At 73.5% G+C, this 26371-nt stretch carries 28 protein-coding genes; 17 read left to right on the forward strand and 11 right to left on the reverse strand.

Translation table 11 applies throughout. From position 1 onward, the window contains the following. Nucleotides 1-111 precede the first annotated feature (111 nt). From purE to EQG70_RS12995, 3 genes are all read left to right on the forward strand, one after another. A complete protein-coding gene (gene purE, locus EQG70_RS12985; RefSeq protein ID WP_109269302.1) occupies nt 112-597 on the forward strand; it encodes a 5-(carboxyamino)imidazole ribonucleotide mutase in 486 nt (161 codons plus the stop codon). Nucleotides 598-663: 66 nt separating this feature from the next. Further along, nucleotides 664-2280, forward strand: coding sequence for an LCP family protein (locus tag EQG70_RS12990; RefSeq protein ID WP_017832400.1), 1617 nt, complete (start codon nt 664-666; stop codon nt 2278-2280). A gap of 55 nt (nt 2281-2335) precedes the next feature. Continuing rightward, a complete protein-coding gene (locus EQG70_RS12995) occupies nt 2336-3355 on the forward strand; it encodes a lipid II:glycine glycyltransferase FemX (RefSeq protein WP_109269288.1) in 1020 nt (339 codons plus the stop codon). A 10-nt stretch (nt 3356-3365) separates the two neighbouring features. On the opposite strand, the gene EQG70_RS13000 is transcribed toward EQG70_RS12995, so the two are convergent. Together EQG70_RS13000 and glpX are read right to left on the reverse strand one after the other, a co-directional pair. After that, nucleotides 3366-4541: a hypothetical protein gene (locus EQG70_RS13000; RefSeq protein ID WP_109269289.1), complete on the reverse strand. Its 1176-nt coding sequence runs from the start codon at nt 4539-4541 to the stop codon at nt 3366-3368. 211 nt (nt 4542-4752) lie between these two features. After that, nucleotides 4753-5700, reverse strand: a complete 948-nt coding sequence (glpX, locus tag EQG70_RS13005; RefSeq protein ID WP_109269303.1) for a class II fructose-bisphosphatase — start codon at nt 5698-5700, stop codon at nt 4753-4755. Nucleotides 5701-5993: 293 nt separating this feature from the next. Between glpX and EQG70_RS13010 the strand changes: the two genes are divergently transcribed. The 3 genes from EQG70_RS13010 (at nt 5994) to EQG70_RS13020 (ending at nt 8850) form a co-directional block, all read left to right on the forward strand. Continuing rightward, nucleotides 5994-6704 carry a DUF4245 domain-containing protein gene (locus EQG70_RS13010; RefSeq protein WP_109269290.1) on the forward strand — a complete coding sequence of 237 codons (711 nt, stop codon included), beginning with the start codon at nt 5994-5996 and terminating at the stop codon, nt 6702-6704. Continuing rightward, nucleotides 6701-7351 (forward strand): carbonic anhydrase, encoded by a 651-nt coding sequence (locus EQG70_RS13015; protein WP_109269291.1) that lies wholly within the window; start codon nt 6701-6703, stop codon nt 7349-7351. The genes EQG70_RS13010 and EQG70_RS13015 overlap by 4 nt, the downstream gene beginning before the upstream one ends. 77 nt (nt 7352-7428) lie before the next feature. Continuing rightward, nucleotides 7429-8850, forward strand: a complete 1422-nt coding sequence (locus EQG70_RS13020; protein WP_109269292.1) for a class II fumarate hydratase — start codon at nt 7429-7431, stop codon at nt 8848-8850. Nucleotides 8851-8970: 120 nt separating this feature from the next. Here EQG70_RS13020 and EQG70_RS13025 read toward each other — a convergent pair whose 3' ends face one another. Together EQG70_RS13025 and EQG70_RS13030 are read right to left on the reverse strand one after the other, a co-directional pair. After that, nucleotides 8971-9441 (reverse strand): NUDIX hydrolase, encoded by a 471-nt coding sequence (locus tag EQG70_RS13025; RefSeq protein ID WP_035927122.1) that lies wholly within the window; start codon nt 9439-9441, stop codon nt 8971-8973. 61 nt (nt 9442-9502) lie between these two features. After that, complete coding sequence (locus EQG70_RS13030) at nt 9503-10027, reverse strand: prepilin peptidase (RefSeq protein ID WP_249039456.1); 525 nt, start codon at nt 10025-10027, stop codon at nt 9503-9505. A 66-nt stretch (nt 10028-10093) separates the two neighbouring features. Here EQG70_RS13030 and EQG70_RS13035 point away from each other — a divergent pair, with 66 nt between their 5' ends. Continuing rightward, entirely contained in the window at nt 10094-10849 is a 756-nt protein-coding gene (locus EQG70_RS13035) for a hypothetical protein (protein ID WP_109269294.1), read from the forward strand. Nucleotides 10850-10859: 10 nt separating this feature from the next. Here the strand turns inward: EQG70_RS13035 and EQG70_RS13040 are convergent, their stop codons facing one another. Next, complete coding sequence (locus EQG70_RS13040) at nt 10860-12209, reverse strand: PhoH family protein (RefSeq protein ID WP_017832410.1); 1350 nt, start codon at nt 12207-12209, stop codon at nt 10860-10862. A gap of 190 nt (nt 12210-12399) precedes the next feature. Continuing rightward, on the reverse strand, nt 12400-13161 hold the full coding sequence (locus EQG70_RS13045) for an isoprenyl transferase (RefSeq protein ID WP_095650453.1): 762 nt from the start codon (nt 13159-13161) through the stop codon (nt 12400-12402). A gap of 174 nt (nt 13162-13335) precedes the next feature. Here EQG70_RS13045 and trhA point away from each other — a divergent pair, with 174 nt between their 5' ends. Next, entirely contained in the window at nt 13336-14043 is a 708-nt protein-coding gene (trhA, locus tag EQG70_RS13050; protein ID WP_035927115.1) for a PAQR family membrane homeostasis protein TrhA, read from the forward strand. A 76-nt stretch (nt 14044-14119) separates the two neighbouring features. Here trhA and EQG70_RS13055 read toward each other — a convergent pair whose 3' ends face one another. Together EQG70_RS13055 and mca are read right to left on the reverse strand one after the other, a co-directional pair. Beyond that, nucleotides 14120-14491, reverse strand: coding sequence for a hypothetical protein (locus EQG70_RS13055; RefSeq protein ID WP_109269295.1), 372 nt, complete (start codon nt 14489-14491; stop codon nt 14120-14122). A gap of 8 nt (nt 14492-14499) precedes the next feature. Continuing rightward, entirely contained in the window at nt 14500-15378 is an 879-nt protein-coding gene (gene mca, locus EQG70_RS13060; RefSeq protein WP_031282471.1) for a mycothiol conjugate amidase Mca, read from the reverse strand. Nucleotides 15379-15582: 204 nt separating this feature from the next. Between mca and EQG70_RS13065 the strand changes: the two genes are divergently transcribed. The 3 genes from EQG70_RS13065 (at nt 15583) to EQG70_RS13075 (ending at nt 16998) form a co-directional block, all read left to right on the forward strand. Continuing rightward, the gene (locus tag EQG70_RS13065; RefSeq protein WP_017832415.1) at nt 15583-16008 is read left to right on the forward strand and encodes a DUF4307 domain-containing protein; all 426 of its coding nucleotides are present in this window, start codon (nt 15583-15585) and stop codon (nt 16006-16008) included. A 269-nt stretch (nt 16009-16277) separates the two neighbouring features. Further along, entirely contained in the window at nt 16278-16781 is a 504-nt protein-coding gene (gene greA, locus EQG70_RS13070; protein WP_017832416.1) for a transcription elongation factor GreA, read from the forward strand. Between the two features lie 7 nt (nt 16782-16788). Then, the gene (locus EQG70_RS13075) at nt 16789-16998 is read left to right on the forward strand and encodes a hypothetical protein (RefSeq protein ID WP_017832417.1); all 210 of its coding nucleotides are present in this window, start codon (nt 16789-16791) and stop codon (nt 16996-16998) included. 85 nt (nt 16999-17083) lie between these two features. Here EQG70_RS13075 and ilvA read toward each other — a convergent pair whose 3' ends face one another. Continuing rightward, nucleotides 17084-18331 carry a threonine ammonia-lyase gene (gene ilvA, locus EQG70_RS13080; protein WP_109269296.1) on the reverse strand — a complete coding sequence of 416 codons (1248 nt, stop codon included), beginning with the start codon at nt 18329-18331 and terminating at the stop codon, nt 17084-17086. 102 nt (nt 18332-18433) lie between these two features. Continuing rightward, complete coding sequence (locus EQG70_RS13085) at nt 18434-19846, reverse strand: AI-2E family transporter (protein ID WP_109269297.1); 1413 nt, start codon at nt 19844-19846, stop codon at nt 18434-18436. A gap of 112 nt (nt 19847-19958) precedes the next feature. Between EQG70_RS13085 and EQG70_RS13090 the strand changes: the two genes are divergently transcribed. Beyond that, nucleotides 19959-20561: a nitroreductase family protein gene (locus EQG70_RS13090; RefSeq protein WP_109269298.1), complete on the forward strand. Its 603-nt coding sequence runs from the start codon at nt 19959-19961 to the stop codon at nt 20559-20561. Between the two features lie 103 nt (nt 20562-20664). On the opposite strand, the gene EQG70_RS13095 is transcribed toward EQG70_RS13090, so the two are convergent. Continuing rightward, on the reverse strand, nt 20665-21537 hold the full coding sequence (locus EQG70_RS13095; protein WP_017832220.1) for a Bax inhibitor-1/YccA family protein: 873 nt from the start codon (nt 21535-21537) through the stop codon (nt 20665-20667). A gap of 213 nt (nt 21538-21750) precedes the next feature. On the opposite strand from EQG70_RS13095, the gene EQG70_RS13100 reads away from it, so the two are divergent. The 5 genes from EQG70_RS13100 to EQG70_RS18170 all read left to right on the forward strand — a co-directional run bounded on the left by EQG70_RS13100 (nt 21751) and on the right by EQG70_RS18170 (nt 26325). Beyond that, nucleotides 21751-22017, forward strand: a complete 267-nt coding sequence (locus tag EQG70_RS13100; protein WP_017832219.1) for a hypothetical protein — start codon at nt 21751-21753, stop codon at nt 22015-22017. Between the two features lie 15 nt (nt 22018-22032). Then, nucleotides 22033-22293 (forward strand): hypothetical protein, encoded by a 261-nt coding sequence (locus EQG70_RS13105; RefSeq protein WP_035927104.1) that lies wholly within the window; start codon nt 22033-22035, stop codon nt 22291-22293. Nucleotides 22294-22431: 138 nt separating this feature from the next. Continuing rightward, entirely contained in the window at nt 22432-24855 is a 2424-nt protein-coding gene (locus EQG70_RS13110; RefSeq protein WP_126346498.1) for a S8 family serine peptidase, read from the forward strand. 160 nt (nt 24856-25015) lie between these two features. Then, nucleotides 25016-25849: a hypothetical protein gene (locus tag EQG70_RS13115; RefSeq protein ID WP_109269299.1), complete on the forward strand. Its 834-nt coding sequence runs from the start codon at nt 25016-25018 to the stop codon at nt 25847-25849. A 290-nt stretch (nt 25850-26139) separates the two neighbouring features. Next, nucleotides 26140-26325 carry a hypothetical protein gene (locus tag EQG70_RS18170; RefSeq protein WP_017832214.1) on the forward strand — a complete coding sequence of 62 codons (186 nt, stop codon included), beginning with the start codon at nt 26140-26142 and terminating at the stop codon, nt 26323-26325. Nucleotides 26326-26371 lie beyond the last annotated feature (46 nt).

A 26371-nucleotide genomic window follows, 5' to 3' on the forward strand; every position in this document is an offset into this window, starting at 1 on the left:
AGCCGGGACGGATAGCGTAGCCCCAGACCGGACCGCGATGGCGGCCCCCACCCGCCGAGCAGCCCAGGAGCACCAGTGAACGAGAAGCAGCAGCCCGTCGTCGGCGTCGTGATGGGCTCGGACTCCGACTGGCCCGTGATGGAGGCCGCCGCCACCGCCCTCGAGGAGTTCGGGATCGCGTACGAGGCCGACGTCGTCTCCGCCCACCGGATGCCCACCGAGATGATCGAGTACGGTCGGCGGGCGCACGAGCGGGGGCTGCGGGTGATCATCGCCGGGGCCGGCGGCGCCGCCCACCTGCCGGGGATGCTCGCCTCGGTGACGCCCCTGCCCGTGATCGGCGTCCCCGTCCCCCTGAAGACCCTCGACGGCATGGACTCGCTGCTGTCGATCGTGCAGATGCCCGCCGGCGTCCCGGTGGCCACCGTGTCCATCGGCGGGGCGCGCAACGCCGGGCTGCTGGCCGCCCGGATCCTCGCCGCCGGCGCGGGCCCGCAGGCCGAGGCCCTGCGCCGGCAGCTCCTGCGCTTCGCCGACGAGCTCCGGGAGACCGCCCACGCCAAGGGCGCCGCCCTGCGCACCCGCCTCGACGGCTGACCCGGGCGCCCGCGCTCCCGCCCTCCCGTCCTTCCCCCTGCCCGCCCTTCCCCGCCGGAGCTGCCCGTGAACAGCCACACCCCCCGCGCTGAGCACGATCCCCGCCCGCCCCACGACCCGTCCGCCGAGGGCTCCCGGTCCCGGGACCTCCCGCCCGACGCCGTGACGGCCGTGCGGGGCGTCGACGACGACGCGGCGAGCCCGCCCCGGCTCACGGATCCGCTGCGCCACCCGCAGCACGCCGGGGACGGCACCCGGGCCCGACGCGCGTGGACGCTGCTGCTGTCCACGCTCGTGGTCCCCGGCAGCGCGCAGCTCGTCGCGGGCCGGCGGGCCGTCGGTCGGGCGGTCCTCAAGGTCGACGTGGTGGTCTGGGCCGCGGCGGCGCTGGCGCTCCTGTCCCTGGTGCTGTGGCGCACTCCCCTGGTCTGGTTCCTGACGAACTCGTTCACGTCCCTGCTCCTGATCGCCGGGCTCGTGGCCCTGGCGGTGGGATGGGCGCTGCTCTTCTTCGACACCCTCCGGCTCATCCGGCCCGGCCTCCTCGTGCAGCGGACCCGCCGCGCGGTGGCCGCGGCCACCGTGGCGCTCATGCTCGTCACCTCCGGCGGACTGGCCTGGTCCGCCTACCTGCTGTCCGTGACGCGCGGTGCGGTCTCGGACGTCTTCGGGGGCGGGCTTCCCTTCCGGCCCGCGGACGGGCGGTACAACATCCTGCTCATGGGCACCGACTCCGGGGAGGACCGCTCGGGCCGCCGCCCCGACTCGATGACGGTGCTCAGCGTGGACGCCGACTCCGGGCGGACCGTGACCGTCTCCCTGCCGCGCAACCTGCAGAACGCGCCCTTCCCTTCGGACTCGCCGCTGGCCGACGTCTATCCGGAGGGCTTCGACTGCGGCGACGAGTGCATCCTCAACGCCCTCTACACCGACGTCACGAACAACCACGCCGAGCTCTACCCGGACGCCGCGGACCCCGGCGCCGAGGCCATGAAGGACGCCGCCTCGGGCGTCCTCGGCATCGAGGTCCAGGCCTACGCGATCGTCGAGATGAACGGTTTCGAGCAGCTCGTCGACGCCCTCGGCGGGATCACCATCGACGTCGGCGGGCGCGTCCCGATCGGCGGCGGCACCGACCTGGTGACGGGCCTGCCGAACGAGATCTTCGGGTACATCGAGCCTGGCGTGCAGCGCCTGGACGGCTACCACGCCCTCTGGTACGCCCGGTCCCGCGAGGGGGCCACGGACTACGACCGCCAGGCGCGCCAGCGCTGCGTGCAGGCCGCGATGCTCAAGCAGCTCAACCCCGTCAACGTGCTGACCCGGTTCGAGGACCTCGCGAACTCGGGCACACAGGTCGTCGAGACCGACATCCCGCAGAGCCAGATCGGCTCGTTCGTGGACGTGGCGCTGAAGGCCAAGGAGCACGAGCTCGTGCAGTACGCCGCCGGCCCGCCGTACTACGACCCGTCCTTCCCCACCTACCCGGACTTCGACCTGCTGCACGAGGACCTCGACCGGGTGCTCGAAGAGGCCACGGACCGCGGCGCGCGGGACGCGGAGGCCCTGCCGGCCGGCACCCCGGTGGGCTCCGGGATCGCGATGGCCGCCCCCCTCGCGGCGGCGAAGCCTCTCGTGGGGACGCAGGAGCTCACGCCCAACGGCACCTGCTCGGTGCCCTGACCGGCCCGGACCGCGGGGCACCGGCGGCGCCCTGACGCCCCGGTACAGTGGGGGCGTGGCGAACATACTGCAGTCGAACGCATGGGCCGGATTCCAGCGGAACCTGGGGCACAAGGTGTTCCAGGCCTCTGGGGACGGATGGCGCTACCTCGCGATCCTCGAGGGCGGCCGGACGGGCCGCTACCTCTACTGCCCGTACGGCCCCGAGGCGCTGACCCCGCAGGCCTTCGAGGCCGCGCTCGAGGACCTCGCCCGCACGGCCCGGTCCGAGCGCTGCTGGTTCGTGCGGGTGGAGCCCGTCGACGCCGCGGTGACGGACGGGCTCGAGACGCCGGAGGCCTCGCTGCGCCGGCGCGGAATGCGCCCGGCCCCCCGGCAGGTGCAGCCGGGGCACACCCAGGTCATCGACCTCACCCAGGACGAGGACGCGATCCTCAAGGACATGAAGTCCACCAACCGCAACCTGCACCGCAACATCGCCAAGAAGGGCGTGACCTTCACGACCTCGACCGACCCCGAGGACGTCGACGTGCTGCTGGGCTTCCTCGAGGCCACGGCCGAGCGCAAGGACTTCGCCCGGCAGCAGGACGCCTATCTGCGCGAGGCCGCCCGCAGCCTCATGCCCGTGGGCGCGGCGGCCCTCTACGTGGCCCGGCTGGACGGGGAGCCCATCGGCGCCTCCCTCGTCTACGACTCCGACGACACCCGCACCTACGCCCACGCCGCGATGGACTTCGAGCACCGCAGGCTCTCGGCGGGGATCCCCCTGGTCGTGCGGATGGTCCTGGACGCCAAGCAGAAGGGCCTGAGCCGTTTCGACCTCTTCGGCACGGCGCCCGAGGACGCCGGCCCGGACCACGCGTGGCACGGCTTCACGAAGTTCAAGAAGTCCTTCGGCGGCCGCCCGGAGTCCTATCCCGGGACCTGGGACCTGCCGCTGAGCCGCGGGACGTACGCCGCGTACACCGGTGTGCGCGCCGCCAGGGAGGCCGCCGTATCGGCCCGCAAGAGCCTTCCGGGCCTGACCGGCCGGCTCCGGGAGTCCGTCGCCGGGCTGCGCCGCCGGGAGTCCTGAGCGCCCGGTCTCAGCGCCCCGCCGCGTCCCGGAGGGCGGAGATGCTCTCGCCGACCACGCGGCGGGTGAGGTCCCGGGCCCGCCGGGCACGCCCCCGGGCGGGACGGGACGCGCCGTCGTCGTCCTCGGGCACGTCGTCCGGCTCCCCGAGGTCGGGGGACCACGCCGGGGCCGGTTCGCCCAGGCCCAGCTCCGCGGCGACCGCGGTCCCCGAGGCCTCGGCGGCGGCCTCGGCGACGTCCTCCGAGAACTCCCCCGCCGGGCCACGGCCCAGGGCCTTCTCCCAGGGGCCCAGCACCGGGCGCTCCGTCGCCGCCAGCTCGCGGACCACGAGCGGCACCTCCGTCTCGTCCGGGTCGCCGCCGTCGAGTCGCTGCACGCGCCGCTTCTGCAGCTCGACGATCCCGGTCAGCAGCAGGGCGTCGTCCACGCCCAGGTCCCGGCCCCGGCGGGTGAAGCCGAGCCGGTAGATCATCGCCAGACCGCGCGTGTGCACGAACCACAGGTAGCCCAGGGCGGCCTCGCGGCCGTCCTCGGCGGCCTCGGTGGCCACGAGCAGCAGCGAGTCCTCGCCCAGGTCCTCCAGCAGCTGGGTGATGAGCCGGGTCCGCAGCCCGATGTTCGCGAGGACCCGGCTGCCCGCCGTGACCTCCCGCACCGTCACGCCCGGGGTGCGCAGTGCCGTGCGGCAGCGGTCCAGGGTGGCCTCCGAGAGCCGCCGCGAGAGGTCCCGCTCGGTCTCCCCCAGCACCACCTCCAGCCGCCGGGGCTCCTCCGGCCCGGCGCCCGCGGCGGGCCGGGTGAACCCGGCGGCCTCCAGCGCCTCCGGGGTGCCGGGCGCGCGCAGGGTGTCGGCCTGGAAGCGCAGCAGGACGGCCGAGTGCTCCTCCCGGGACCAGTCGGCGAGGGCGGCGGCGACCACGGGCAGGTCCTCGGGCCGGTGGACGTGGCAGTGCACGGTCCCGGCGACCACGCGCTCGGCCTCGGAGCGCAGGTAGAGCTGCGCGTAGCCCACGGTGCGCTGCTCGGCGTCGTGGACCATGACGCGGTCGACCCGCAGACCGGGGCCCTCGGCGGAGACCTGGGCCTCGCCGATGCCCCACAGCTGCTGCGGGTGCCCGCCGGTCACCCGGACGGTGGCGTCCCAGGTCTTGCGGTTGGGACAGGGGCTGACCGTGGTGCTCACGTGGGGATCCTCCTCGTCACCCGGGCGCTCCGCCCCGGCTGGGGGACCGCGGTCGGCGCCCGCAGTTCGGCCTCCAGTCTATGGCCGGGAGGGCTCGCGACCGGTGCCGGACACGGTCCGACCGGGACGGCAGGACCCCCGCACCGGAGGTCGGTGCGGGGGTCCTGTCACGGCCGTGCCGGCCGGGCCCGGCGACGGCCCGGTGTCAGGCTCAGTGGCGCGCGTACTTCTCCCACTTGGAGGCCAGGTGCTCGGCCTCGACCATCCGCACGGTCCCGGAGCGGGAGCGCATCACGATGGACTGGGTGGTGATGCGGCTGCCGCGGTAGCGCACACCGCGCAGCAGGTCCCCGTCCGTGATGCCCGTGGCGGAGAAGAAGCAGTTGTCCGAGGTGACGAGGTCGTCGGTGGTCAGCACGGCGTCGAGGTCCAGCCCGGCGTCGAGGGCCTTCTGCTTCTCGTCGTCGTCCGTGGGCGCCAGCCGGCCCTGGATGATGCCGCCGGTGGCCTTGACGGCGCACGCGGTGACGATGCCCTCCGGGGTGCCGCCGATGCCCATCATGACGTCCACGCCGGTGCCCTCGCGGCACGCCGCGATCGCCCCGGCCACGTCCCCGTCGAGGATCATCCGGGTGCGGGCGCCGGTGGCGCGGATCTCGTCGACGAGCTTCTGGTGGCGCGGGCGGTCCAGCACGCACACGGTGAGCTGGTTGATCTTGATGCCCTTGGCCTTGGCCACGAGGTGCAGGTTCTGCTTGACGGGCAGGCGCAGGTCCACGAAGTCCGCGGCCTCCGGCCCCACCACGAGCTTGTCCATGTAGAACACGGCGGAGGGATCGAACATCGACCCTCCGTCGGCCACCGCGATGACGGCCAGGGCGTTGTTCATGCCCAGCGCGGTGAGGCGGGTGCCGTCGATCGGGTCCACGGCGACGTCGGAGGCCGGCCCGGAGCCGTCACCCACCTGCTCGCCGTTGAAGAGCATCGGGGCCTCGTCCTTCTCGCCCTCGCCGATGACCACGGTGCCGTTGAAGTGCACGGTGGAGAGCAGGGCGCGCATGGCGTCGACCGCGGCCCCGTCGGCGGCGAGCTTGTCGCCGGCGCCCACCCACTGGCCCCCGGCGATCGCCGCGGCCTCGGTGGTCCGCACCAGCTCCATCGCCAGGTTGCGGTCGGCCACATTGTTGGAGCGCGCCTGGATCGTTCCGGTGGATTCTTCGGCCACGTTGTTCCTCACCTTCGAGTTCACGTTCTTCGGGACCCCCGGGCCGGGCTCGGCCGCGGGTGCGGTCCACGTCCCGCCCAGCATATCGCCCGCGCCCCCGCGGACCGCGACCTGGGCCACATTGCGGCCGGGTGCGTCCGGGCGGGTCCGGGGCGGAGGGAGCGGGGGCGGCGGACAGGGCGGCGGGCGCGGCGGACAGGGGCCGGCGGACAGGGCACAATGGACGGGTGAGCTCCTCGACCCCCGACCGTCCCGCAGAGCACCCCTCGGCAGAGCACCCCGCGGCCGCCGGCCCCGGCACCGCGTCCGGCCCCGAGGCCGCCGAGACCCCGGAGCAGCCGCTCCCGCAGATCACGGAGAAGCAGGCCCGGCGGCTCAACGCCCCGGTGCAGGGGATGATCATCTCCATGGCGGTCCTCCTCCTGCTGGTCCTGCCGTTCGTGTGGCTCCAGCCCCGCCCCGACGCCCAGCCGTACCGCCCCGACGTCGACGTCGCCCAGGAGGCGGACTACGTCGCGGACGAGGCGCCCTTCACCCCGGTCGTGCCGGAGCCGGGCGAGGACTGGACCGCCAACTACGCCCGGTGGAACGGCGGCGCCGCCGAGGGGGTGCCCTTCTGGGAGATCGGCTGGGCCACCCCGCAGGGCAGCTTCATCGGCCTGGTGCAGACGTCCATGGCCAACCCCACGTGGCTGGCCCAGCAGGCCGAGGCCGTCCCCGCCACCGCGACGGTCGACGTGGGCGGCGTGCCGTGGGACGTCCACATCCGGGAGGAGTCCCGGAACCAGGACGCCCTGACCGTGTACACCGGTGAGGTCAACGGCTCCACCGTGGTGCTCAAGGGCGACGCGCCCGGCGCCGAGCTGGACCAGCTGGCCGCCGCCGTCGCCGAGGACCTCACCGACGCCCCTGCCCCGAGAACCACGGAGATGCCATGACCCCGGACACCCGCCCCGACGACACCTCGCCCCGCACCCCGGCCGCCGCCTGGCAGCGCCTGCGCGAGGGCAACGCCCGCTTCGTGGCGGGCGAGTCCATGCACCCCAACCAGGACGCCTCCCGGCGGCAGTCCGTGGCCGGCGGGCAGAACCCGTTCGCCGTGATCTTCGGCTGCTCGGACTCGCGGCTGGCCGCCGAGATCATCTTCGACCTCGGCCTGGGCGACGCGTTCGTGGTGCGCACCGCCGGGCAGGTCATCGACGACGCCGTGCTCGGCTCGATCGAGTACTCGGTCGCGAACCTCGGCACGCCGCTGATCATGGTCCTCGGCCACGACTCGTGCGGGGCCGTGACCGCCGCGCACGACGTCGCCGGCTCCGGGCAGATGCCCCGCGGCTTCCAGCGGGACCTCATCGAGCGGATCATGCCCTCCGTGCTCGAGACCCAGCGCCACGGCCACGAGGACGTCAACGCGGCGGTCGTGGAGCACACCAAGCAGACGGCGTCCCGCCTCATGGAGCAGTCCCGGGTGATCGCGGACGCGGTCTCCAACGGCGAGGTCGCCGTGGTCGGCGTCTTCTACCACCTCGAGGACGGCCAGGCGGAGCTCGTCCACGGGCACGGCACCTGGCTTCCGGGCCGCTGAACCGGGTGCCCGGCGCGGCGGCCGTCACCCCGGGTCGCCGTGCCGGGCGTCACCCGGCGCTGTCCTAGACTGGCGCCATGGCTGATACCACCGCAGAGACCACCGAGTACCGCATCGAGCACGACACCATGGGCGAGGTCCGCGTTCCCGCGAACGCCCTGTACCGCGCTCAGACCCAGCGTGCGGTCGAGAACTTCCCCATCTCGGGCAAGCCCCTCGAGCCCCAGCACATCGTCGCGCTGGCACAGATCAAGAAGGCCGCCGCCAAGGCGAACGCGGAGCTGGGGGTGCTCGACGACGAGCGCGCCCGCGCCATCGCGGACGCCGCGGACAAGGTCGCCACGGGGCAGTACGACGAGCACTTCCCGATCGACGTCTTCCAGACCGGCTCCGGGACGTCCTCCAACATGAACACCAACGAGGTGCTGGCGACCCTCGCCAACCAGGCGCTCGAGGGCACGGACGTCGAGGTCCACCCCAACGACCACGTCAACGCCTCCCAGTCCTCCAACGACGTCTTCCCGACCTCCGTGCACGTCGCCGTCACGGGCGCGCTGATCAACGACCTGGTCCCGGCCATGACGCAGCTCGCCGAGTCGCTCGAGCGGAAGGCCGCGGAGTTCCAGGACGTCGTGAAGTCCGGGCGCACCCACCTCATGGACGCCACGCCGGTGACCCTGGGCCAGGAGTTCGGCGGCTACGCCGCGCAGGTCCGCTACGGCATCGAGCGGGTCGAGTCCTCGCTGCCGCGGGTGGCCGAGGTCCCGCTGGGCGGCACCGCCGTGGGCACCGGCATCAACACCCCCGCCGGCTTCTCCGCCCGCGTCATCGAGCTGCTCGCCGAGGAGACCGGGCTGCCGATCACCGAGGCCCGCAACCACTTCGAGGCCCAGGCCAACCGGGACGGCCTGGTCGAGGCCTCCGGGCAGCTGCGCAACGTCGCCTACAGCTACATGAAGATCAACAACGACCTGCGCTGGATGGGCTCCGGCCCCAACACCGGCCTCGGCGAGATCCTCATCCCCGACCTCCAGCCCGGCTCCTCGATCATGCCCGGCAAGGTCAACCCGGTGATCTGCGAGTCCACGATCCAGGTCTGCGCGCAGGTGATCGGCAACGACACCACCGTCTCGCTGTCCTCCACCAACGGGGCGTTCGAGCTCAACGTGGGCATCCCGGTCATGGCCTCGGCCCTGCTGGAGTCCATCCGGCTGCTCGCGAACTCCTCGCGCGTGATGGCGGAGAAGATGATCGACGGGCTCGAGGCGAACACGGAGCGCTGCCGCTTCCTCGCCGAGGCGTCCCCGTCCATCGTGACCCCGCTGAACAAGGCCATCGGCTACGAGGCCGCCGCGAAGATCGCCAAGCACTCCGTGGCGAACAAGATGACGGTGCGCGAGGCGACCATCGCCCTCGGCTACGTCGAGAACGGCCAGCTCACCGAGGAGCAGCTGGACCGGGCGCTGGACGTCACCACCATGACGGGCCCCAACACCTGACCCTGCGCTCCCGGCGCACCGAGGGGTCGCGTCCGGACGGAAATGCTGCGGCATTCCCTCCGGACGCGACCCCTCGCTGTGTCCGGGCTCAGTTCGCGACCCCTCGCGGCATCCGGGGGCTCAGACCACGAAGCGGGGCGGGCCGCTGTGCGCCCGCGCGGCCCGCAGGCGCTCGAGCTGGTGGGTCGGCATCGGCGGGAGCTCGTCCATGGAGTACCAGCCGACCTCGAGCGACTCGTCGTCGTTGACGCGGGCCTCGCCGGAGACCCAGCGGCAGCGGAAGGTGTGGTCCAGGAACTGGCAGCGGTCCCCGTTGGGGTACTGCACGGGCTCCCCCGCCCTGACCGCCACGAGCTCCTCCACGACGGCGACGACGCCGGTCTCCTCCAGGCACTCGCGCACCGCCGTGACCGCCGGCTCCTCGCCGGGCTCCACGATCCCGCTCACCAGTCCCCAGTTGCCGTTGTCGCTGCGCCGGGCCAGCAGCACCCGGCCGTCCTCGCGCAGCACCACGGCGGTGACGGCAGGCAGCCACAGGAGATCGTGGCCGATCTTCTCCCGCAGGGACAGGACGAACTCGGGGGTGGGCATGCGGGCTCCTCGTGCAGTGTCTTGGGGTGGGGTCCGGCCCATTCTGGCAGGCCGGCGCGGGTCACAGCAGCAGGAGGACCCCGAGGGCCCCGGTGATCATGGCGGGACCGAACGCCACCCGGGAGCGGGCGTCGACCCGACCGAGCACCACGAGCACCGCCCCGGCCAGACCGCCGAGCACGAACCCGGCCGCCGCCCCCAGCACGGCGTGCCAGACGGAGACGAAGCCCAGGCACATGCCGAGCAGACCGGAGAGCCGGACGTCGCCCATGCCCATCCCGGCCGGGTGGAGCATGCGGAGCAGGACGTAGAGCCCGCCCACGACCACCAGGCCCCACAGCATCCACAGCAGCCGGACCGGCTCGCCGGCCACCACCGCCGCCCCGCCCAGCAGCACCCCGCACCCGGGGTACAGCGGGCGCACCACGCGGCCGGGCAGCCGGTGCTCCCGCACGTCGGTGCGCCACAGCCACGCGCACGCGACCACGAGCACGGCGGTGCCGAGCAGTGCGAGCGCCCCGGCGGCCCACCCGGCGGCGTCCCCGCGGGTGAACTGCTCGGTCAGGAAGGTGCCCACACCGGGCATCGTAGCCCCGGCCCCGGCCGGGACGGGGCGCCTGTGGACGCGCGGGGCCCTCCCTAGACTGGGGTCATGCACCGCTCCCCCGTCCCCGCGCCCACCGACCAGAACGAGTTCTGCGCGCTCAGCCGCTCCTCCCCGTGGCGCTGGGACACCCTGCGGTTCGTGCTGTCCTGGCCGGCACCCGCGGACGCCGCGCCCCGCCGGCCCGTCCGGGCCTGGGTCCGCCGCCCGGACGGCCTGCGCGTCGAGGCCCTGGACGGCACCCCCCTCTACACGGCCACCACGCGGGAGCAGTCGCGCGACGACTTCTACGTCGCCTCGACCTCGGCCTCGTGGCTGCTCGCGCCGCAGCTGGTGGCCCCGGTGTTCACGGACTCCGGGCTCGTCGAGCGCAGGCCCGAGGCGGCCTACGGGGACCCCGTCTTCGGCGGCGGCCGCTGGCAGGCCATCCTCGACCCCGTCGAGCTGGCCGGGGACGCCCCCGTGCCGCCCTACCTGCCGGAGCGGCGGCCCTGCACGGTCGAGGACGTCCGCACCGGCACCCACCACGGGCGGCCCGTGCGCGGCGCCGTGGTGGTCCCCGGCCACGCCTACACCCCGACGACGCCGGGGCACCCCCTGGCCCCGGCCCGCACCCGGGTGCTCCTGGACGAGCGGACGGCCGTCTGCGTCCGCTCCGAGGTGCTCGAGGGCCCGCTGGCCGGCACGGGCCACGACCTGCGGATCGAGGCCGTGGACGAGTACTTCATCGACGACCTCTTCCGGTCGGTGCCCCTGGACCTCACGGACGTGAGCAGGCACCTGCCCTGGCCCGTCGGCCCCTGAGGCCCCCGGCTCAGCTGTCCAGGTCGCCCAGGACCTCCGTGACCAGGGCGGCGATCGGTGAGCGCTCCGAACGGGTCAGCGTGACGTGGCCGAAGAGCGGGTGGCCCTTGAGCGCCTCGACCACGGCGGTCACGCCGTCGTGGCGGCCGACCCGGAGGTTGTCGCGCTGGGCGACGTCGTGGGTCATGACCACCTTGGAGTTCTGCCCGATCCGCGACAGCACGGTGAGCAGCACGTTCTTCTCGAGGGACTGCGCCTCGTCCACGATCACGAAGGCGTCGTGCAGGGACCGGCCGCGGATGTGCGTCAGGGGCAGCACCTCGAGCATGCCCCGGTCGAGCACCTCCTCGACGACCTCCTGCGAGACCAGCGCCCCGAGGGTGTCGAACACGGCCTGGCCCCACGGGTTCATCTTCTCCTCCTCGGAGCCGGGCAGGTAGCCGAGCTCCTGGCCGCCCACGGCGTAGAGGGGACGGAAGACCATGACCTTGCGGTGCTCCCGGCGCTCCATCACCGTCTCCAGGCCCGCGCACAGGGCCAGGGCGGACTTGCCGGTGCCGGCGCGCCCGCCCAGCGACACGATGCCCACCTCGGGGTCCAGCAGGAGGTCGATCGCGAGCCGCTGCTCGGCGGAGCGCCCGTGCACGCCGAAGACGTCCCGGTCCCCGCGCACCACCCGGGCGGAGCCGTCGGCGCGGACCCGGGCCAGGGCGCTGCCGCGCACGGAGTGCAGGGTCAGGCCCGTGTTGGCCGGCAGCCCCTCGGCGCCCGGGACCACGACGGCCTCGCCGCCGTAGAGCCGGTCCACCACGTCGTCGGGGACCTCGAGGGCCGCGGTCCCGGACCACTCGACGTCGGAGCCGACCCACTCGGCCCGGTACTCCTCGGCCTCCAGGCCCAGGGCGGAGGCCTTGACCCGCATGGGCAGGTCCTTGGAGACGATGCACACGTCCTTGCCCTCGTTGGCGAGGCTCAGCGCCACCGCCAGGATCAGGGAGTCGTTGTCCTTGAGCCGGAAGCTCACCGGCAGGACGGTGTCCGAGACGTGGTTGAGCTCCACCACCAGGCTCCCGCCCTGGTCCCCGAGGGGCACGGGCCGGTTGAGCCCGCCGTGCTCCACGCGCAGGTCGTCGAGCAGCCGCAGGGCCTGCCGGGCGAAGTAGCCCAGCTCCGGGTCGTGCCGCTTGCCCTCCAGCTCGGTGATGACGATGACGGGCAACACCACCTGGTGCTCGGCGAAGCGCAGGATCGCCCGGGGGTCCGACAGCAGCACCGAGGTGTCGATCACGTAGGAGCGCACCCCGGCGCCCAGGGGGGCGGAGATGTCGGTGATGCGCTCCTGCTTCTTGGAGATGCTCATGGTGGCCCTTCCTCCTCGGTCCGGCGGGCGGCGTCAGCGCCGTCCACCTGAGGACAACGTATGCGGACCGGACCCGCCGCGCGAGCAGAAACGATGAACGGCGCGCAAATTGCCAGCGACCGCCCCGGACGTGCCCGGCGCCGCGCCCGGGGACGGCGTCCGGGACGACGACGGGCGGGGTCCGGTGGGCTCAGCCGCCGAAGCGCCGCTGCCGCGAGGCGTAGTCCCGCAGCGCCCGCAGGAAGTCGACGCGCCGGAAGTCCGGCCACAGCGCCTCGCAGAAGTAGTACTCGCTGTAGGCGGACTGCCACATGAGGAACCCGGACAGCCGCTGCTCGCCCGAGGTGCGGATCAGCAGGTCCGGGTCCGGCTGCCCGCGCGTGTAGAGGTGCTGGGAGATGTCCTCCACGGACAGGCTCTGCGCGAGCTCCCGGACGTCCGCGCCGGCGTCGAGGGCATCGGTGAGGACCTCCCGCACGGCGTCCACGATCTCCTGCCGGCCCCCGTAGCCGACCGCGATGTTCAGGTGCGGGCCGGCATTGCCCGCGGTGCGCTCCGTGAGGTCGGCCAGGCACGCCGCGAGCCGCGGCGGCAGCATCTCGAGGGCGCCGACGGGCTGGACCCGGCAGATGCCCGTCTCGGTGAGCGTGTCCATGAGGTCGGAGATGATCTCGAGCAGGGGTTCCAGCTCCGCGGCCGGGCGCTTGAGGTTCTCGGTCGAGAGGATGTAGAGGGTGACCACCTCGATGTCCAGCTCCCGGCACCAGCCGAGGAACTCGACGATCTTCTGCGCGCCCGCCTTGTGCCCGTCCGCGGTCGAGGCGCCGAACTGCTTGGCCCACCGCCGGTTGCCGTCCACGAGGACGCCGACGTGCTTGGGCAACCGCCGCGGGTCGAGCTCGGCGGAGAGCCGGCGCTCGTAGAACCGGTAGAGCGGCCGTGGCTTGGGCATCTGTGCTTCCTCCCGGGTTCTCGCGCACGGTGTCGGGGGTCGGGCCGGACGTGGTGGGGGCCACGGTGCCGGGCGTGGTGGTGATCACGGACCCGGCCGGCTCTCGGCGACGCCTCCTAAACTACCCGGTGGGAGACCGGACGGACTCACGCACAGCACGCCGGGAGGAACATGATGGAGCACACGCACAGCGCCGCCCGCCGGGCCGCCGGCCGCGTCGAGGAGGCGGTCGAGCACGGGATCGAGGGACTCGTGGAGCGCAAGCCCGCGTGGCGGGGCTGGATCCACGCGAGTTTCACGCCCGTCGTCGTCGCCCTGGGTCTCGTGGCGATCCTGCTGGCGCCCAGCACCGAGCTGCGGATCGCGTGCGCCGTGTACGGCGTGACGGGCATCCTGCTGTTCGGCGTGTCGGCGATCTACCACCGCGCCTACTGGCCCCGGCGGCTGCACATGGTCCTGCGCCGGATGGACCACTCGAACATCGCGCTGCTGATCGCCGGCACCTACACCCCGCTGGCGGTCGCGCTGCTGGACCCGCCGCAGTCCCGGCTGCTGCTGGTTGTGATCTGGTCCTGCGCCGCCGGTCTGGTGCTCTTCCGGCTGCTGTGGACCCTGGCGCCCCGCTGGCTGTACACCCCGCTGTACGTGGTGATGGGCTGCCTGGCCCTCTTCTACCTGCCGCAGTTCTGGCAGACCAGCCCCCCGGCGGCCGCGCTGACCGCCGCCGGCGGCATCGCCTACATCACCGGCGCCGTGGTCTACGGCACCCGGCGGCCGCGCCTGCTCCCCGAGGTGTTCAGCTTCCACGAGGTCTTCCACGCCTTCACGGTGCTGGGCTTCGTGCTGCACTACGTGGCGATCATGCTCGCGATGCTCCGCTGAGCGGCTCCGCCCCGCCCACCCGCTCACCGGGCTCCGCGGGCCCCGGGGGCCGCGCCCGCGAGGCCGGGCTCTTGCCTCAGCCGCGCGGGTCGGGCCCCTCCGGCTCCTCGGCCCGCGCCGCCGGCCCTCCCCCGGCCCGGTCGCCGTCGGCGCCGGTCCTGGCGTCGGCGCCGTCCGTCCCGGCGCTGTCGGTCCCGGTGTGGCCGCCGGCCCGCTCCTCCGCGGCGCGGCGCTCGGCGTACTCCGCGCGGTAGCGCAGCCGCCGGTTGCGGCGGTTGAAGTCGCGCACCAGGAAGATGACCGCCACGGCCAGCAGCAGCGTCATGAGGAACCCCAGCATCCCGGGGGTCACCTGGCTCGGGTCCAGGCCGGGGCGCAGCGTGCCCTCGTCGATCGGGTTGGGCGCCATCGCCGGCAGCAGGGCGAGCACGTTCAGCACGGTGGTCATCCCGGCGCTCAGCCCACGATCCCGGCGAACAGGTCGTGCTCCGGCAGGTCGGTCGGCACCCGGGACTCCGCCAGGACGTAGTCCTCCCACGGCCACACCTGGGACTGCAGCTCGGCGGAGACGGCGAAGAACATCCCGTCCGGCGCCACCTGGGTCCGGTGGCTGCGCAGCGCCTCGTCCCGCAGCGCGAACGTGTCCGGGCAGCGCACCTTGGTGGTGGTCTCGTGCCGGGGGGCCGGCGGGCGGTGGCCCTCCGGGTCGCTCTCCTGCAGCATCGCGATCCGGGCCGCGTACGGGGACTGCAGGCCGCGCTCCTCGAGGGCCTCGTGCAGGGCCACGAAGCGCTCCAGGTTGAAGGCCCGGTCGTAGTAGAGCTTCTGCGGGGTCCACGGCTCGCCGAGGCCGGGGTACCGCTCGGGGTCGCCGGCGGCGCGGAACGCCTCGACGGAGACGTTGTGCGTCTGGATGTGGTCCGGGTGCGGGTAGCCGCCGTTCTCGTCGTAGGTCAGGATCACGTGCGGGCGGAACCGGCGCACGAGCCGGACCAGGGGCGCGGCGGCGCGCTCGAGCGGCTGCAGGGCGAAGCAGCCCCACGGCAGCGGCGGCAGGGGGTCCCCCTCGGGCAGCCCCGAGTCCATGAAGCCGAGCCAGCGGTGGTCGACGTCCAGCGCGGCGGCCGCCTGCGCCATCTCGTGCCGCCGCAGACCGGTCAGGTCCCGCTCGGCGTGCGGGTGGCCCTCCATCTCGGCGTTGAGGATCGAGCCCCGCTCCCCACCGGTGCACGTGGCCACCATGACCTCGACCCCCTGCCGGACGTAGTGGGCCATGGTCGCGGCGCCCTTGCTCGACTCGTCGTCGGGGTGGGCGTGGACGGCCAGCAGGCGCATCTCTGACAGGGAGGTCACTCGGGGGGTCCTCTCGGGAACGGTCGGGGAGTCGGGGAAGCGGCCGGTGCGGGCACGGGCCGCGGCCCATTTTACGCGTTCGCCGGGCGGTCCTGCGCCCGGGGTGCTCCCAGGGGCCTCGGCTACAGTGGTCGGGCGGTCGCCGGGCCCGGCGCCGCCCCCTTGCCCCCGAGACCCGAGGCCGCCGTGTCCACCGACTCCCCAGACCTGCTCCGCGACCGCTACGGAGCCCCCCGCCGCGAGCGCCGGATCGGGACGCGCGGCTGGATCGGTCTCGCCCTGGCGGCCACCCTGGTCACCGCCGTCTTCGTCGTCTGGGTGGTCACGGCGCGGCAGAGCGCCCCCACGTTCAAGGACATCGGCTTCGAGGTGGTCTCGGAGGCGCGGGCCACGGCGGACTTCGAGCTCACCAAGCGTCCCGAGGACGTCGTCACGTGCGCGGTGCAGGCCCTCAACCAGGAGTACGCCGTGGTGGGCTGGTCCGAGGTGACCATCGGGGCCGTGCCCGAGGACCGCCTGGGCGACGGCGGGACGAGCTCCCACCGCGCGGCCGTGCGCACCACCAACCTGGCGACCACCGCGGTCGTGGACTCCTGCTGGCTCGAGGACTGAGCCCCCGGCGGTCGTCCCGCCCGTGTGTCGCCGCCGCCGTCGGGCCTTTGGGCTTGTCCGCCCGCCCCGCCTAGACTGGGCAGCATGACTCCCCGTCCCCGGCAGCCGGACACCGTCCGAAACGGACGACCCGCACCGGGGCGGGGTCTTTGCGTAGCGGACCCCCGCACCGCCGGCGGCCCCCACGCCGTCGTCCCGGTCCGCCGCGGACCCGCCCGGACCCCGGGAGGACTGCCGCGGCCCGACCGACCGTTCACCGAGGAGAGATTGTGACCACCACGAACAAGACCGGCGCCTGGCTGACCCAGGAGGCCTACGACCGCCTGAAGAAGGAGCTCGACCACATCTCCGGCCCGTACCGGCACGAGATCGTGGAGCGCATCGACCAGGCGCGCTCGGAGGGCGACCTCAAGGAGAACGGCGGCTACCACGCCGCCCGCGAGGAGCAGAGCAAGAACGAGGGGCGCATCGTCCACCTCAAGAACCTGCTCGAGAACGCCCAGGTCGGCGAGGCCCCTGCCGACGACGGGGTCGTGGAGGCCGGCATGGTCGTCACCGCGGAGATCGCGGGCGAGGCGATGACCTTCCTCATCGGCTCCCGCGAGGTGGCCGAGGACCTGGCCGCCGGCAGTGAGCTGGAGGTCTTCTCCGAGAAGTCCCCGATGGGCTCCGCGATCTCCGGCCACCGGGTCGGTGACGAGCTGTCCTACACCGCCCCCAACGGCAAGGAGATCCCGGTCAAGATCCTGGACGCCAAGCCGTTCAAGGTCTGAGGCTCCCGTGACGACCCACTGGTTGCGCAGCCCCGGCCCCGGCACCAAGGCGCTGATGGTCCTGACGGCGGTGCTCGGGGTCGTGGCCGTGGTGCTGCACTTCGCGGGTCAGGGCGACCCCGCCGCGAGCGCCCCCGGCAGCCTGCGCAACGTCTTCGTCTTCGCGACGTTCGTCAGCGCGTTCGTCACCTACCTCACCGGCCGGCGCCGCACCTGACGCCGCCCCCGGACGACACCGGCGCCGGTCCCCGCGGGGACCGGCGCCGTCGTCGTCGGGGGCCGGGACCGGTGCCCGGCGGCGGTCAGTGCACGACGACGGGGTGGTAGCCCTCCGCCTCGAGCGCCCGGAGGATCTGGCGGCAGTGCTCGTGCCCCTTGGTCTCCATGTCGATGGTGATGGACACGTCGCCCAGGCTGAGCGAGCCGCCGATCCGGGTGTGGTCCACGCCGGTGACGTTGGCGTCCTGGACGGCGATGAGCTCGGAGATGCGGGCGAGCTCGCCCGGGCGGTCGGTGAGCATCATCTTGATGGTCATGTACCGGCCGGCGGCGGAGAGCCCCCGCTGGATGACCTTGAGCATGAGCATGGGGTCCACGTTGCCGCCCGAGAGCACCACCACGGTGTTGCCGAGGTCCGGGTACGCGGCCTGCAGGCGGCCATCCAGAAGGGCCGCGACGCCGACGGCGCCGGCGGGCTCCACCACGAGCTTGTTGCGCTCGAGCAGGAAGATCAGCGCCTGGGCGAGGGAGTCCTCCGAGACCGTCACGACGTCGTCGGTGAGCTCCTTGATGATGCTGAACGGCAGCTGCCCGGGTTTGCCCACGGCGATGCCGTCGGCAATGGTCGAGACCCGGTCGAGGGTCACGAGCGCGTCCCCCGCGAGGGACGGCGGGTAGGCGGCGGCGTTCTCCGCCTGCACGCCGATGAGCCGGATCGGCCGGCCGAGCTGCTCGGCGCGGGCCTTGACCGCCACGGCCATGCCGGCGAGCAGCCCCCCGCCGCCCACCCCGGTGATGACGGTGTCGACGTCGGGCACCTGCTCGAGCACCTCGAGGCCGAGCGTGCCCTGCCCGGCCACGATGTCCGGGTGGTCGAAGGGGTGGACGAACACCGCCCCGGTCGCGGTGGCGTGGCGCTGGGCCTCGGCGAGGGCCTCGTCCACGCTGGTGCCGTGCAGGATCACCTCGGCGCCGTGGTCCTGGGTCGCGGCGATCTTGGGCAGGGCCGCGCCCAGCGGCATGTAGATGCGGGCGGTGATGCCCAGCTTGGCGGCGGCGAGGGCGACCCCCTGCGCGTGGTTGCCGGCGGAGGCCGCCACGACACCGCGGGCCTTCTCCTCGTCGGTGAGCTTGGCCATCCGCACGTAGGCGCCGCGGACCTTGAAGGAGCCCGCGCGCTGCAGGTTCTCGGCCTTGAGATTGACCTCGGAGCCGATGAGCCGCGAGAGCGCCCGGGAGTGGGTCACCGGGGTCCGGTCGATCACGCCCTCGAGGAGCGCGGCGGCGTCCTGGATGTCGGCGAGACGGACGGGCAGTTCGGCCAGGCTCACGGTGCGTCTTCTTTCCCGGTCGGTGCGTCGGTGCGGGGCCGGGCGGGACCCGCTGGGTCGTGCCACGGTGAGCGCCCGCCGGCGGCGGGCGCGGTCCTCATCCTAGTCGCTGCCCGGTGTGCGCTCCGGCGAGGCGGGAGCACCGGAACCCGCCCCCTGGCCGACCCCCTGTTCGTCGCTGCGGCCGCGGCCCTGACCCGTGCCGGCGGCGGCCCGGGCGCGGTCGTCCCGTCGGCCGCGCTTGAGCGCGGCCTGCAGCCGTTCCTTCGCGCGGGTCCGGCGGAAGCGCTGGAGCTGGGCCATGACCTGGTCGCGGGTGAGATCGTTCCTGCGCGCGTGCTTCTTGATCTCCCACGGGAAGTAGTACGGCTCCCACGGGATCTCGTCGTCCGCCTTCCACGTCCCGCCCACGAGGTAGCGCACCACCGTGTTGAGGAAGGCCATCACGGGCACCGCGAACAGGGCGCCCGCGATGCCGAAGAGGATGGTGCCGGACGCGACGGCGAGGAAGACCGCGAGGGGGTGCAGGGACACGGCCCGGCCCATCACGAGCGGCTGCAGGACGTTGGACTCGATCTGCTGCACCAGCAGCACCACGGCGAGCATGGCCAGGGCGGTGCCGAAGCCGTTGGCCACGAGGGCGACGAGCACGGCGACCGCGCCGGTGAGCACGGCGCCCACGATCGGGATGAAGGAGCCCAGGAACACGAGGATGCCGATGGGCAGGGCGAGGGGGACGCCGAGCAGCGCCGCGCCGAGCCCGATGCCCACGGCGTCCACGAACGCCACGAAGCCCTGGATGCGGGCGTACTGCACGAGCGAGGTCCAACCCCGGCGGCCGGCGCCGTTGACGGCCCGCCGCGCGCTGACCGGGAACAGCCGGACGAGGAAGAGCCAGATCCGCTCGCCGTCCATGAGGAAGAACAGCAGGGTGAAGAGCATGATGATGATGCCGGTCAGCACGTTGCCCGCCGTCGAGCCGAAGGACATGGCGCCCGAGAGGATGGCCTCGCTGTTGTCCTGGATCGTGGTGCCGAGGTCGTCGATCCAGTCGTTCACGCTGTCGGCGCTGAGGTTCAGCGGCCCGTCCTCGAGCCAGCCCAGCAGCTGCTGGGTGCCGACCACCACGTTCTCGGACAGCTGCGCGAAGCCCAGCACGATCTGCCGGCCGGCGAGCACGAGCAGACCCGTCACGAGGCCGATGAGCACGAGCACCGCCGTGCCCGAGGCCAGGCCCGCCGGCACGTGCTGTCCGCGCAACCACTTCACCAGCGGGAACAGGAGCCCGGCGAGCAGGCCGGCGATGAGCACGGGGATGATGACCACCGTGATCGTCGACAGCATGTACCCGAGCAGCCCCACGGCCGCGAGGATGATGATGAGCCGCCACGACCACGCCGCGGCCACCCGCACCGAGACCGCGACGCCACCCGCGGCGTTGCCGTGCAGCGGGGGGAGCTCGGTGCCGGGTCCCGGCCGCAGCGGCCGCTCGGCGTCGTGCGATGTCGAAGGCATGGAGCCATCTTGGCACGGCGGTCCGACCGCCGGGCGCCCCCCGGCCGGGGCCGGACGACGATTCCGCGGGCCGGTCCGGCACGCGGGGCGCGCGCGGTGGAAGACTGGCGGGATGTCACGCACTTTCCTCCGCGTTCTCGCCCAGCGCCGGCCGGCTCCCGGCCTGACCCCGGACGCTCCGCCGCGGGAGGAGCTGGAGGCCGTGCTCCGCGCCGCCGCGGGGACCGCGGCGGCCGATCCGGGCCTGAGCTGGCGGGTGGCCGTGACCACCCGCCGCTCCGCGCCGGAGCTCGCGGCCGCGCTGGCGGGGCTGACCCGGGTGCCCAACATGTCGGCGCCCTTCCCCCGGCTCAAGGGCAAGCAGCTGCGCCGGCTCGCGGCCTTCCGGGGCGCCCTGAAGTGGGCGAGCACGGGCGGCCTGGGGTGCGCGCTCGTCTTCAGCCCCGACGGCACCCTGGGCGTCCCGCGGAAGGAGCAGCTGAACGCGGCGCACGGGGCCCGCCCCCTGCTCGAGGCCGCGTTCTGGGCCGCCGGCTGGGGCACCGTGTGGGCCCACCGGGACGGCGAGGGCGAGGACGCGGTCCGCGCGTTCTACGGGCTGACGGAGGAGGAGAAGCTGCTCGGCTGGCTGTTCGTGGGCCGCCCGCCCCGCGCCGTGGCCGTCGAGCACACGGCCACCCGCCCCACGCCCGGGCCCCGGATCTCGTACCACTGAGCCCCTCCTCCGCGTCCGCCCGCGGGTCGCGGCACGACGACGGCCCGGGACCCGCGGTGCGCGGGTGCCGGGCCGTCGTGGGTGGTGCAGCCGGGGCCTGGACCTAGTTCGAGGTCATCTCCCGGATGATCGCCAGGATGCGCAGGATCTCGACGTAGGTCCAGATCAGCGTGACCGTCAGGCCGAAGGCCGCGGACCAGGCCATCTTCTCGGGGACGCCGACCTCGACACCGCGCTTGATGTTGTCGAAGTCCAGCACGAAGCTGTAGGCCGCGAGCAGGATGGCCACGGCGCCGATGAGCAGGCCCAGCCAGGGGCCGAGCGGGCTGTCCGTGCGGATGTTGAAGCCGAACAGCAGCACCGCGCCCAGGTTGACCAGCGCGAAGACGGCGTAGGCCATGAGCGCGACCATGAAGATCTTGGTGGCGCGCGGGGAGGCCCGGACCTTGCCGGAGCGGAAGAGCACGAGCACCGAGACGAACACGGCGATGGTGCCGATGACGGCCTGCACCACGATGCCCGGGTACATGGCCTCGAACATCCCCGAGATGCCGCCCAGGAACATGCCCTGGAACAGGCCGTAGGCGAGGATCAGCGCGGGCGAGGGCTCGCGCTTGAAGGCGTTGACCAGGCCGAGGACGAGACCGACGAGGGCGCCGGGGATGGTGAGGATCGGCATGATCCAGCCGGCGAGCGCGCCGACGACCACGGCACCGAGCACCGTGGCGGTGCGCATGATGACGTCGTCGTAGGTCATCCGGCCGGTCTGGTTCGTCCCGGCGGCCGGGGCGTTGTACATCGAGTCCAGGCGCTCGGCCGAGTACGGGGCGCCCTGCTGGTAGCCGGTCCGTCCGTAGCCGGGCTGCTGCTGGTAGGGGGTTCCGTAGGAGGTCTGTCCGTACTGGTTCCCGTGGGACTGGGCGCTGCCTGCGCCCGGCTTCGAGAGATCGCGGAGAAGCGGGTTACCGCCGGCCATTGAGGGGTCCTTCCGTGGCACTGATGTGCGAGATGTGCGACCAGCGTAGCAAGGCCTGCCTGACGAAAGCATGAGAACTGCTGTGCTTAAGCCGAGGGCGTGCGGGCGGCCCGGCCGGCGCGGGCCCCGGCCCCCAGGAGAGCGGACAGACAGGCCTTTGCTGGTGCACACATGCTGGGGAGAACGACCGCTGTCCCGATCCGGAGGCCCCTCATGCCCGAGTCCCCCGCCCACTGGGTGCCGCTGGCGGCGATCCCGGTGCTGCTCGCCGTCGGGGCCCTGGCCGTCCTGCACTGGAGCCGCTACCTCGGGGCGATCGGCCGGCTGGAGCGCGCGCGGACCTCTCCGGACGCCGCCCCGGCGACCGCCGCCTGGCTCGAGCTCCGCAGCGAGGAGCACTACCGCAGGGCCTACCGGCTCACCTGGGCGGTGGCCGCGGTGCTCGCCGTGGGCCTGACCGCCGCCGTCCTCGCGGGCTGAGCGGCGGCACGCCCCGTGGTCCCGCTGCCCGGAGCCGTCCTCCTCTACGGCTGCCTCGTCGTCGCCGGGGCGGGCGCCACTGCCCTGTGGAGCCTCGTCCAGGTCGCGCTCGACCTGGCCCCGGCCGCCCGCCGCCGGTCCCGCGGCGCCCGTGCCTCCGCGCGGAGGCACCTGGGCCGCGCGACGTCCGCGACCGCCGTGGCCCTGCTGACCGCGGGCGTCCCCTCGCTGCTGCGCCATCTCGAGTGGCTCGCCGTGCTGGTGGGGACGGCCTGAACCGCCCCGACGGGCCGTGGGCCGACGGGACTGGCGTCACACTTCGTGATGAAGCCGTGATCTTGTTTTAGATCTGTTCGCATTGATTTGCATGTGAGAACCTTTTCCGGGATCCCCCCAGCCCCCAGGAGTTCGCCCATGCAACGATCCATGCTCGCCCCCACCCTGTCCGCCCTCTCCCTGGCCCTCGTGCTGGCTCCTCTCACGCCCGCGACCGCCGCCCCCGCCGAGAACGCCACGACCCTGTCCGCCCAGCAGGTCAGCGCCGAGGCCCCGCCCGAGATCACCGACCGGATGATCGTCAAGTACCGCACCCCCGTGACCGACGCCGAGTCGGAGCAGGTCGTCGAGGACGCCGCCGCCGAGGCCCACGTCCCGGAGGCCGAGGACACCACCGAGGTCCGGACCACCGGCGACGGTGCGGCCGTCGTCGAGCTGGCCGGCGAGGTCTCGACCGACCAGGCCGAGAAGCTGGCCGAGGAGCTCACCAAGGACCCGGCCGTGGCCTACGCCGAGCCCGACCGGCTCGTCTCGACCGCCCGGATCCCGGGCTCGGACGAGGCGGAGCCGGAGGACATGGGCTCCGTCGCCGCGACCGCCGCGGACCCGGACGTCCCGTCCCTGTGGGCCCTCACCAACCTGCGCGCCTTCGAGGCGTGGGACACCGCCACCGGCAAGGGCGTGACCGTCGGGGTCGTCGACACCGGCTTCGCCAACCACCCCGACCTGGACTCCCAGACCATCGGCGGCTACGACTTCGTCTCCACGGCCGCCCTCGGCAACGACGGCAACGGCCGGGACTCGGACCCGCGGGACCCGGGCACCTACTCCACGGCCGGCCAGTGCTACGCCGGCTCCGCGGCCACCAACTCCATCTGGCACGGCACGCACGTGGCCGGCACCGTCGCCGCCAAGCGGGACAGCTACGGCACCGTGGGCATCGCCCCCGACGCCACCCTGCTCAACGCCCGGGCCCTGGGCGCGTGCGGCTTCGGCTACGTCTCGGACATGGCCGACGCCGTGCGCTGGCTGGCCGGCGACGCCGTGGCCGGGGCCCCCGCCCCGCGCAAGCGCGCCGACGTGATCAACATGTCCCTGTCCATGGGCGGGGGGTGCCCGGCCACGCTGCAGAACGCCATCAACACCGCCTGGTTCCGGAACATCCCGGTGGCCGTGGCCGCGGGCAACAGCGGCCGCCCGGCGATCGAGTACGCCCCGGGCAACTGCTACAACGTCATCACGGTCGGGGCCATCGGCTCGGACCGGGTGCGGGCCAGCTACTCCAACCACGGCGGCGCCGTGGACATCTACGCCCCGGGCCACCACATCCTGTCCGCGGGCAACACGGGCACCCGGGGACCAGTCGCGCCCAACAGCCGCTTCGACTACGGCACGTCGATGGCCACCCCGCACGTGGCCGGGACCCTGGCCCTGCTCAAGCAGAAGAACCCGACGCTGAGCTCCGACCAGTACAAGCAGCTGATCCTCGACTCCGGGGACGCCTGGGACAGCCTCCCCGGGGGCAAGACGCTGAACTCCCACGACGCGCTGTGGATCACGAAGGCCGCCGACACCGCCGCACCGGCCGCGCCCACCCCGACCTACACCACCAAGGGCGCGATCGGGGCCCTGTACCAGCGGATCAAGAGCCAGACCGGGGCCCCGACCTCCCACGAGCAGGCCGTCGCCGGCGGGGTCCGCCAGAGCTTCGCCAAGGGCACCATCTACTGGTCCTCGGCCACCGGCGCCTACTGGGTGCGGGGCGGCGTCGAGACCGCCTACAAGCGCAACGGCACCGCCGCCGGCGTCCTGCGCTTCCCCCGTTCGGACGAGAAGTCCAACGGCATCGGCGGGGCCTACCAGCTGTTCCAGAACGGCCGGATCCTCTGGTCCTCCCGCACCGGGGCCCACGCTTTGACCGGGGACATCGAGACGGTCTTCGCCGCGGCGGGCAACGAGAAGGGCGCCCTGGGCTACCCCACCGCGGACCGGCGGAGCAACGGCATCGGCGGGTTCTACCAGACCTTCCAGAAGGGCCGCATCCTCTGGAGCTCCGCCCACGGCGCCCACCCGATCACCGGCGCCACCAGCGCGGCCTACTCACGGGCCGGCAGCGAGCGCGGGTCGCTGGGCTACCCCACGTCCGGGGCCGTCGCCGACGGACGGGGTGGCACCTCCCAGTCCTTCCAGAAGGGCCGGATCGTCTGGAGCGCCGCCGGCGGGGCGCACGCCCTCAAGGGCTCGATCGGCGCCCAGCACAACCGCTCCGGCGGCACGGCCGGTGCCCTGGGCTACCCCACCACCGACGAGGCGTCCACCGGCACGGGCGGCGTCTACCAGGTGTTCCAGAAGGGCCGGATCTACTGGAGCCCCAGGACCTACGCCCAGGAGACCAAGGGCTCGATCGGCAACGCCTACGTGGCGCTCGGCGGCACGAAGAGCCGCCTGGGCTTCCCCCGGACGGGTGAGATCACCCGCGCCGACCGCTCCGTGGTGCAGTACTACCAGGGCGGTTCCATCACCTGGCGCCCGGGAGGATCCATCCGGATCGACTACCGCTGACCCGGCACCGGTCCCGCCGCGGCCCCGCTCCGTCCTGTCGGAGCGGGGCCGCGGCGCGTCCGGCGCCCTGCTGGGCACCGTACGCGCCGAGGTCCTGGAGTCCACGCGCCGGCCGCCCCACCGGTCCCGCCACCGGCGTCCCCGCAGTAGAGTCACGCCCATGGGGACTCTGCTGTACGAGTGGATGACGGCGCGCCAGGCCGCGGACGCGCTCGACGCGTACCTCGCCGAGCGCGGTCCGGCACTCGAGCGCCTGCGCGCGGCACTGGCCGAGCACGGCCTGGAGCCCGACGAGATGCTCGACGGCTCCCTCTACTCCTTGTCCCCGCTGTGGGCCTGGATCAGCGCCCGGGCCTCCGAGCTCGGCGTGGACCCGCGTCCGCTCGCCGAGGACCCCACCCGCCCCGCGTGGCCGAGCTGGGCCCGGCACGGCAAGCTCGTGGACCCGCACCCGCCGGCCGCCACCATCGCGCTGCTGGACGGCTTCGTCTCCTACCTCGGGCAGCTCGTCGACGACGCGGCACCGAACGCGACCTGGCAGGTCGGCGAGCACCTGATCGCCGACCACCCGCTGCTCAACTACCCGGTGCTGGGCTCGGACCACCACCAGGTCTTCCTCCCCGGCATCCCGCTCTACAGCGCCTACCAGTCCGCCCACGGGCGCGCCCCGATGACCGGGACGGAGATGCTCGCCCACATCCGCCGGACCGTGGACGCCCTCCACGGCGGGGGCCCGGAGGCCGCCGCCGTCGAAGAGCCGCTGGTGACGGTGGTCGCCGAGGTCGACTGCTTCGACGTGGGGCTGCGCGAGGACATCCCGACCCTGCACCCGCAGGTCGTGGAGCAGCTGATCGACGAGCTGTGCGACCGCGACGGCGTCGAGTCGGTGCACCGGTACGGGCCCGCCGCGCTGGTCGTGGACGTCTCCGGCTGGGACGAGCTGCGGCTGAAGCTGTGGTGCACGCTGTGGCTGCAGCGCCACCTGCCGCGCTGAGACACACCTCCGAGCAGGGACTCGGCCGCCTGGACCGCCCGTTCCCCCACCGGGGAGGAATTGGACCCGCTGACGCTGCACACCGCGGTCACCGACTCGGCCTGGGTGACCGGACCCATCATCGGGACGGCGTTCATCCTGGGTGCTCGGACGGAGTCCGCTCACGCCAGGACGATGGACTCCTCCGCGGGATCCCGCCGGCGCCGGCCGCCCCCGAATGAGGGGTCAGACCGTCCTGGTTGCTGCGTGGCACGATGCGAGGACCACGACGGCGATCCGGGAGGTCCACCTTGTCGAGACGGGCCAGGCTGCTGACGCTGGACGTCGTCGTCCTCATCGCCTGGGTCATCGGGATCCGTCTGATTCTCGGCGAGTGGGACTGGCTCATCACGGGCATCGGCGCCGTGTTCCTGGGGGCCCGGATGGCCTGGGACGCCCGTCCCCGCCGCGACCCGGGGATGGAGGCGTCCCGATGACGCAGGACCGGCGAGGTCGTCGCGGCGGAGTGTTTCCGGCGCATGG

Origin of the sequence: Kocuria rosea (assembly GCF_006094695.1) — a bacterium.
Taxonomy (GTDB): Bacteria; Actinomycetota; Actinomycetes; order Actinomycetales; family Micrococcaceae; genus Kocuria; species Kocuria rosea.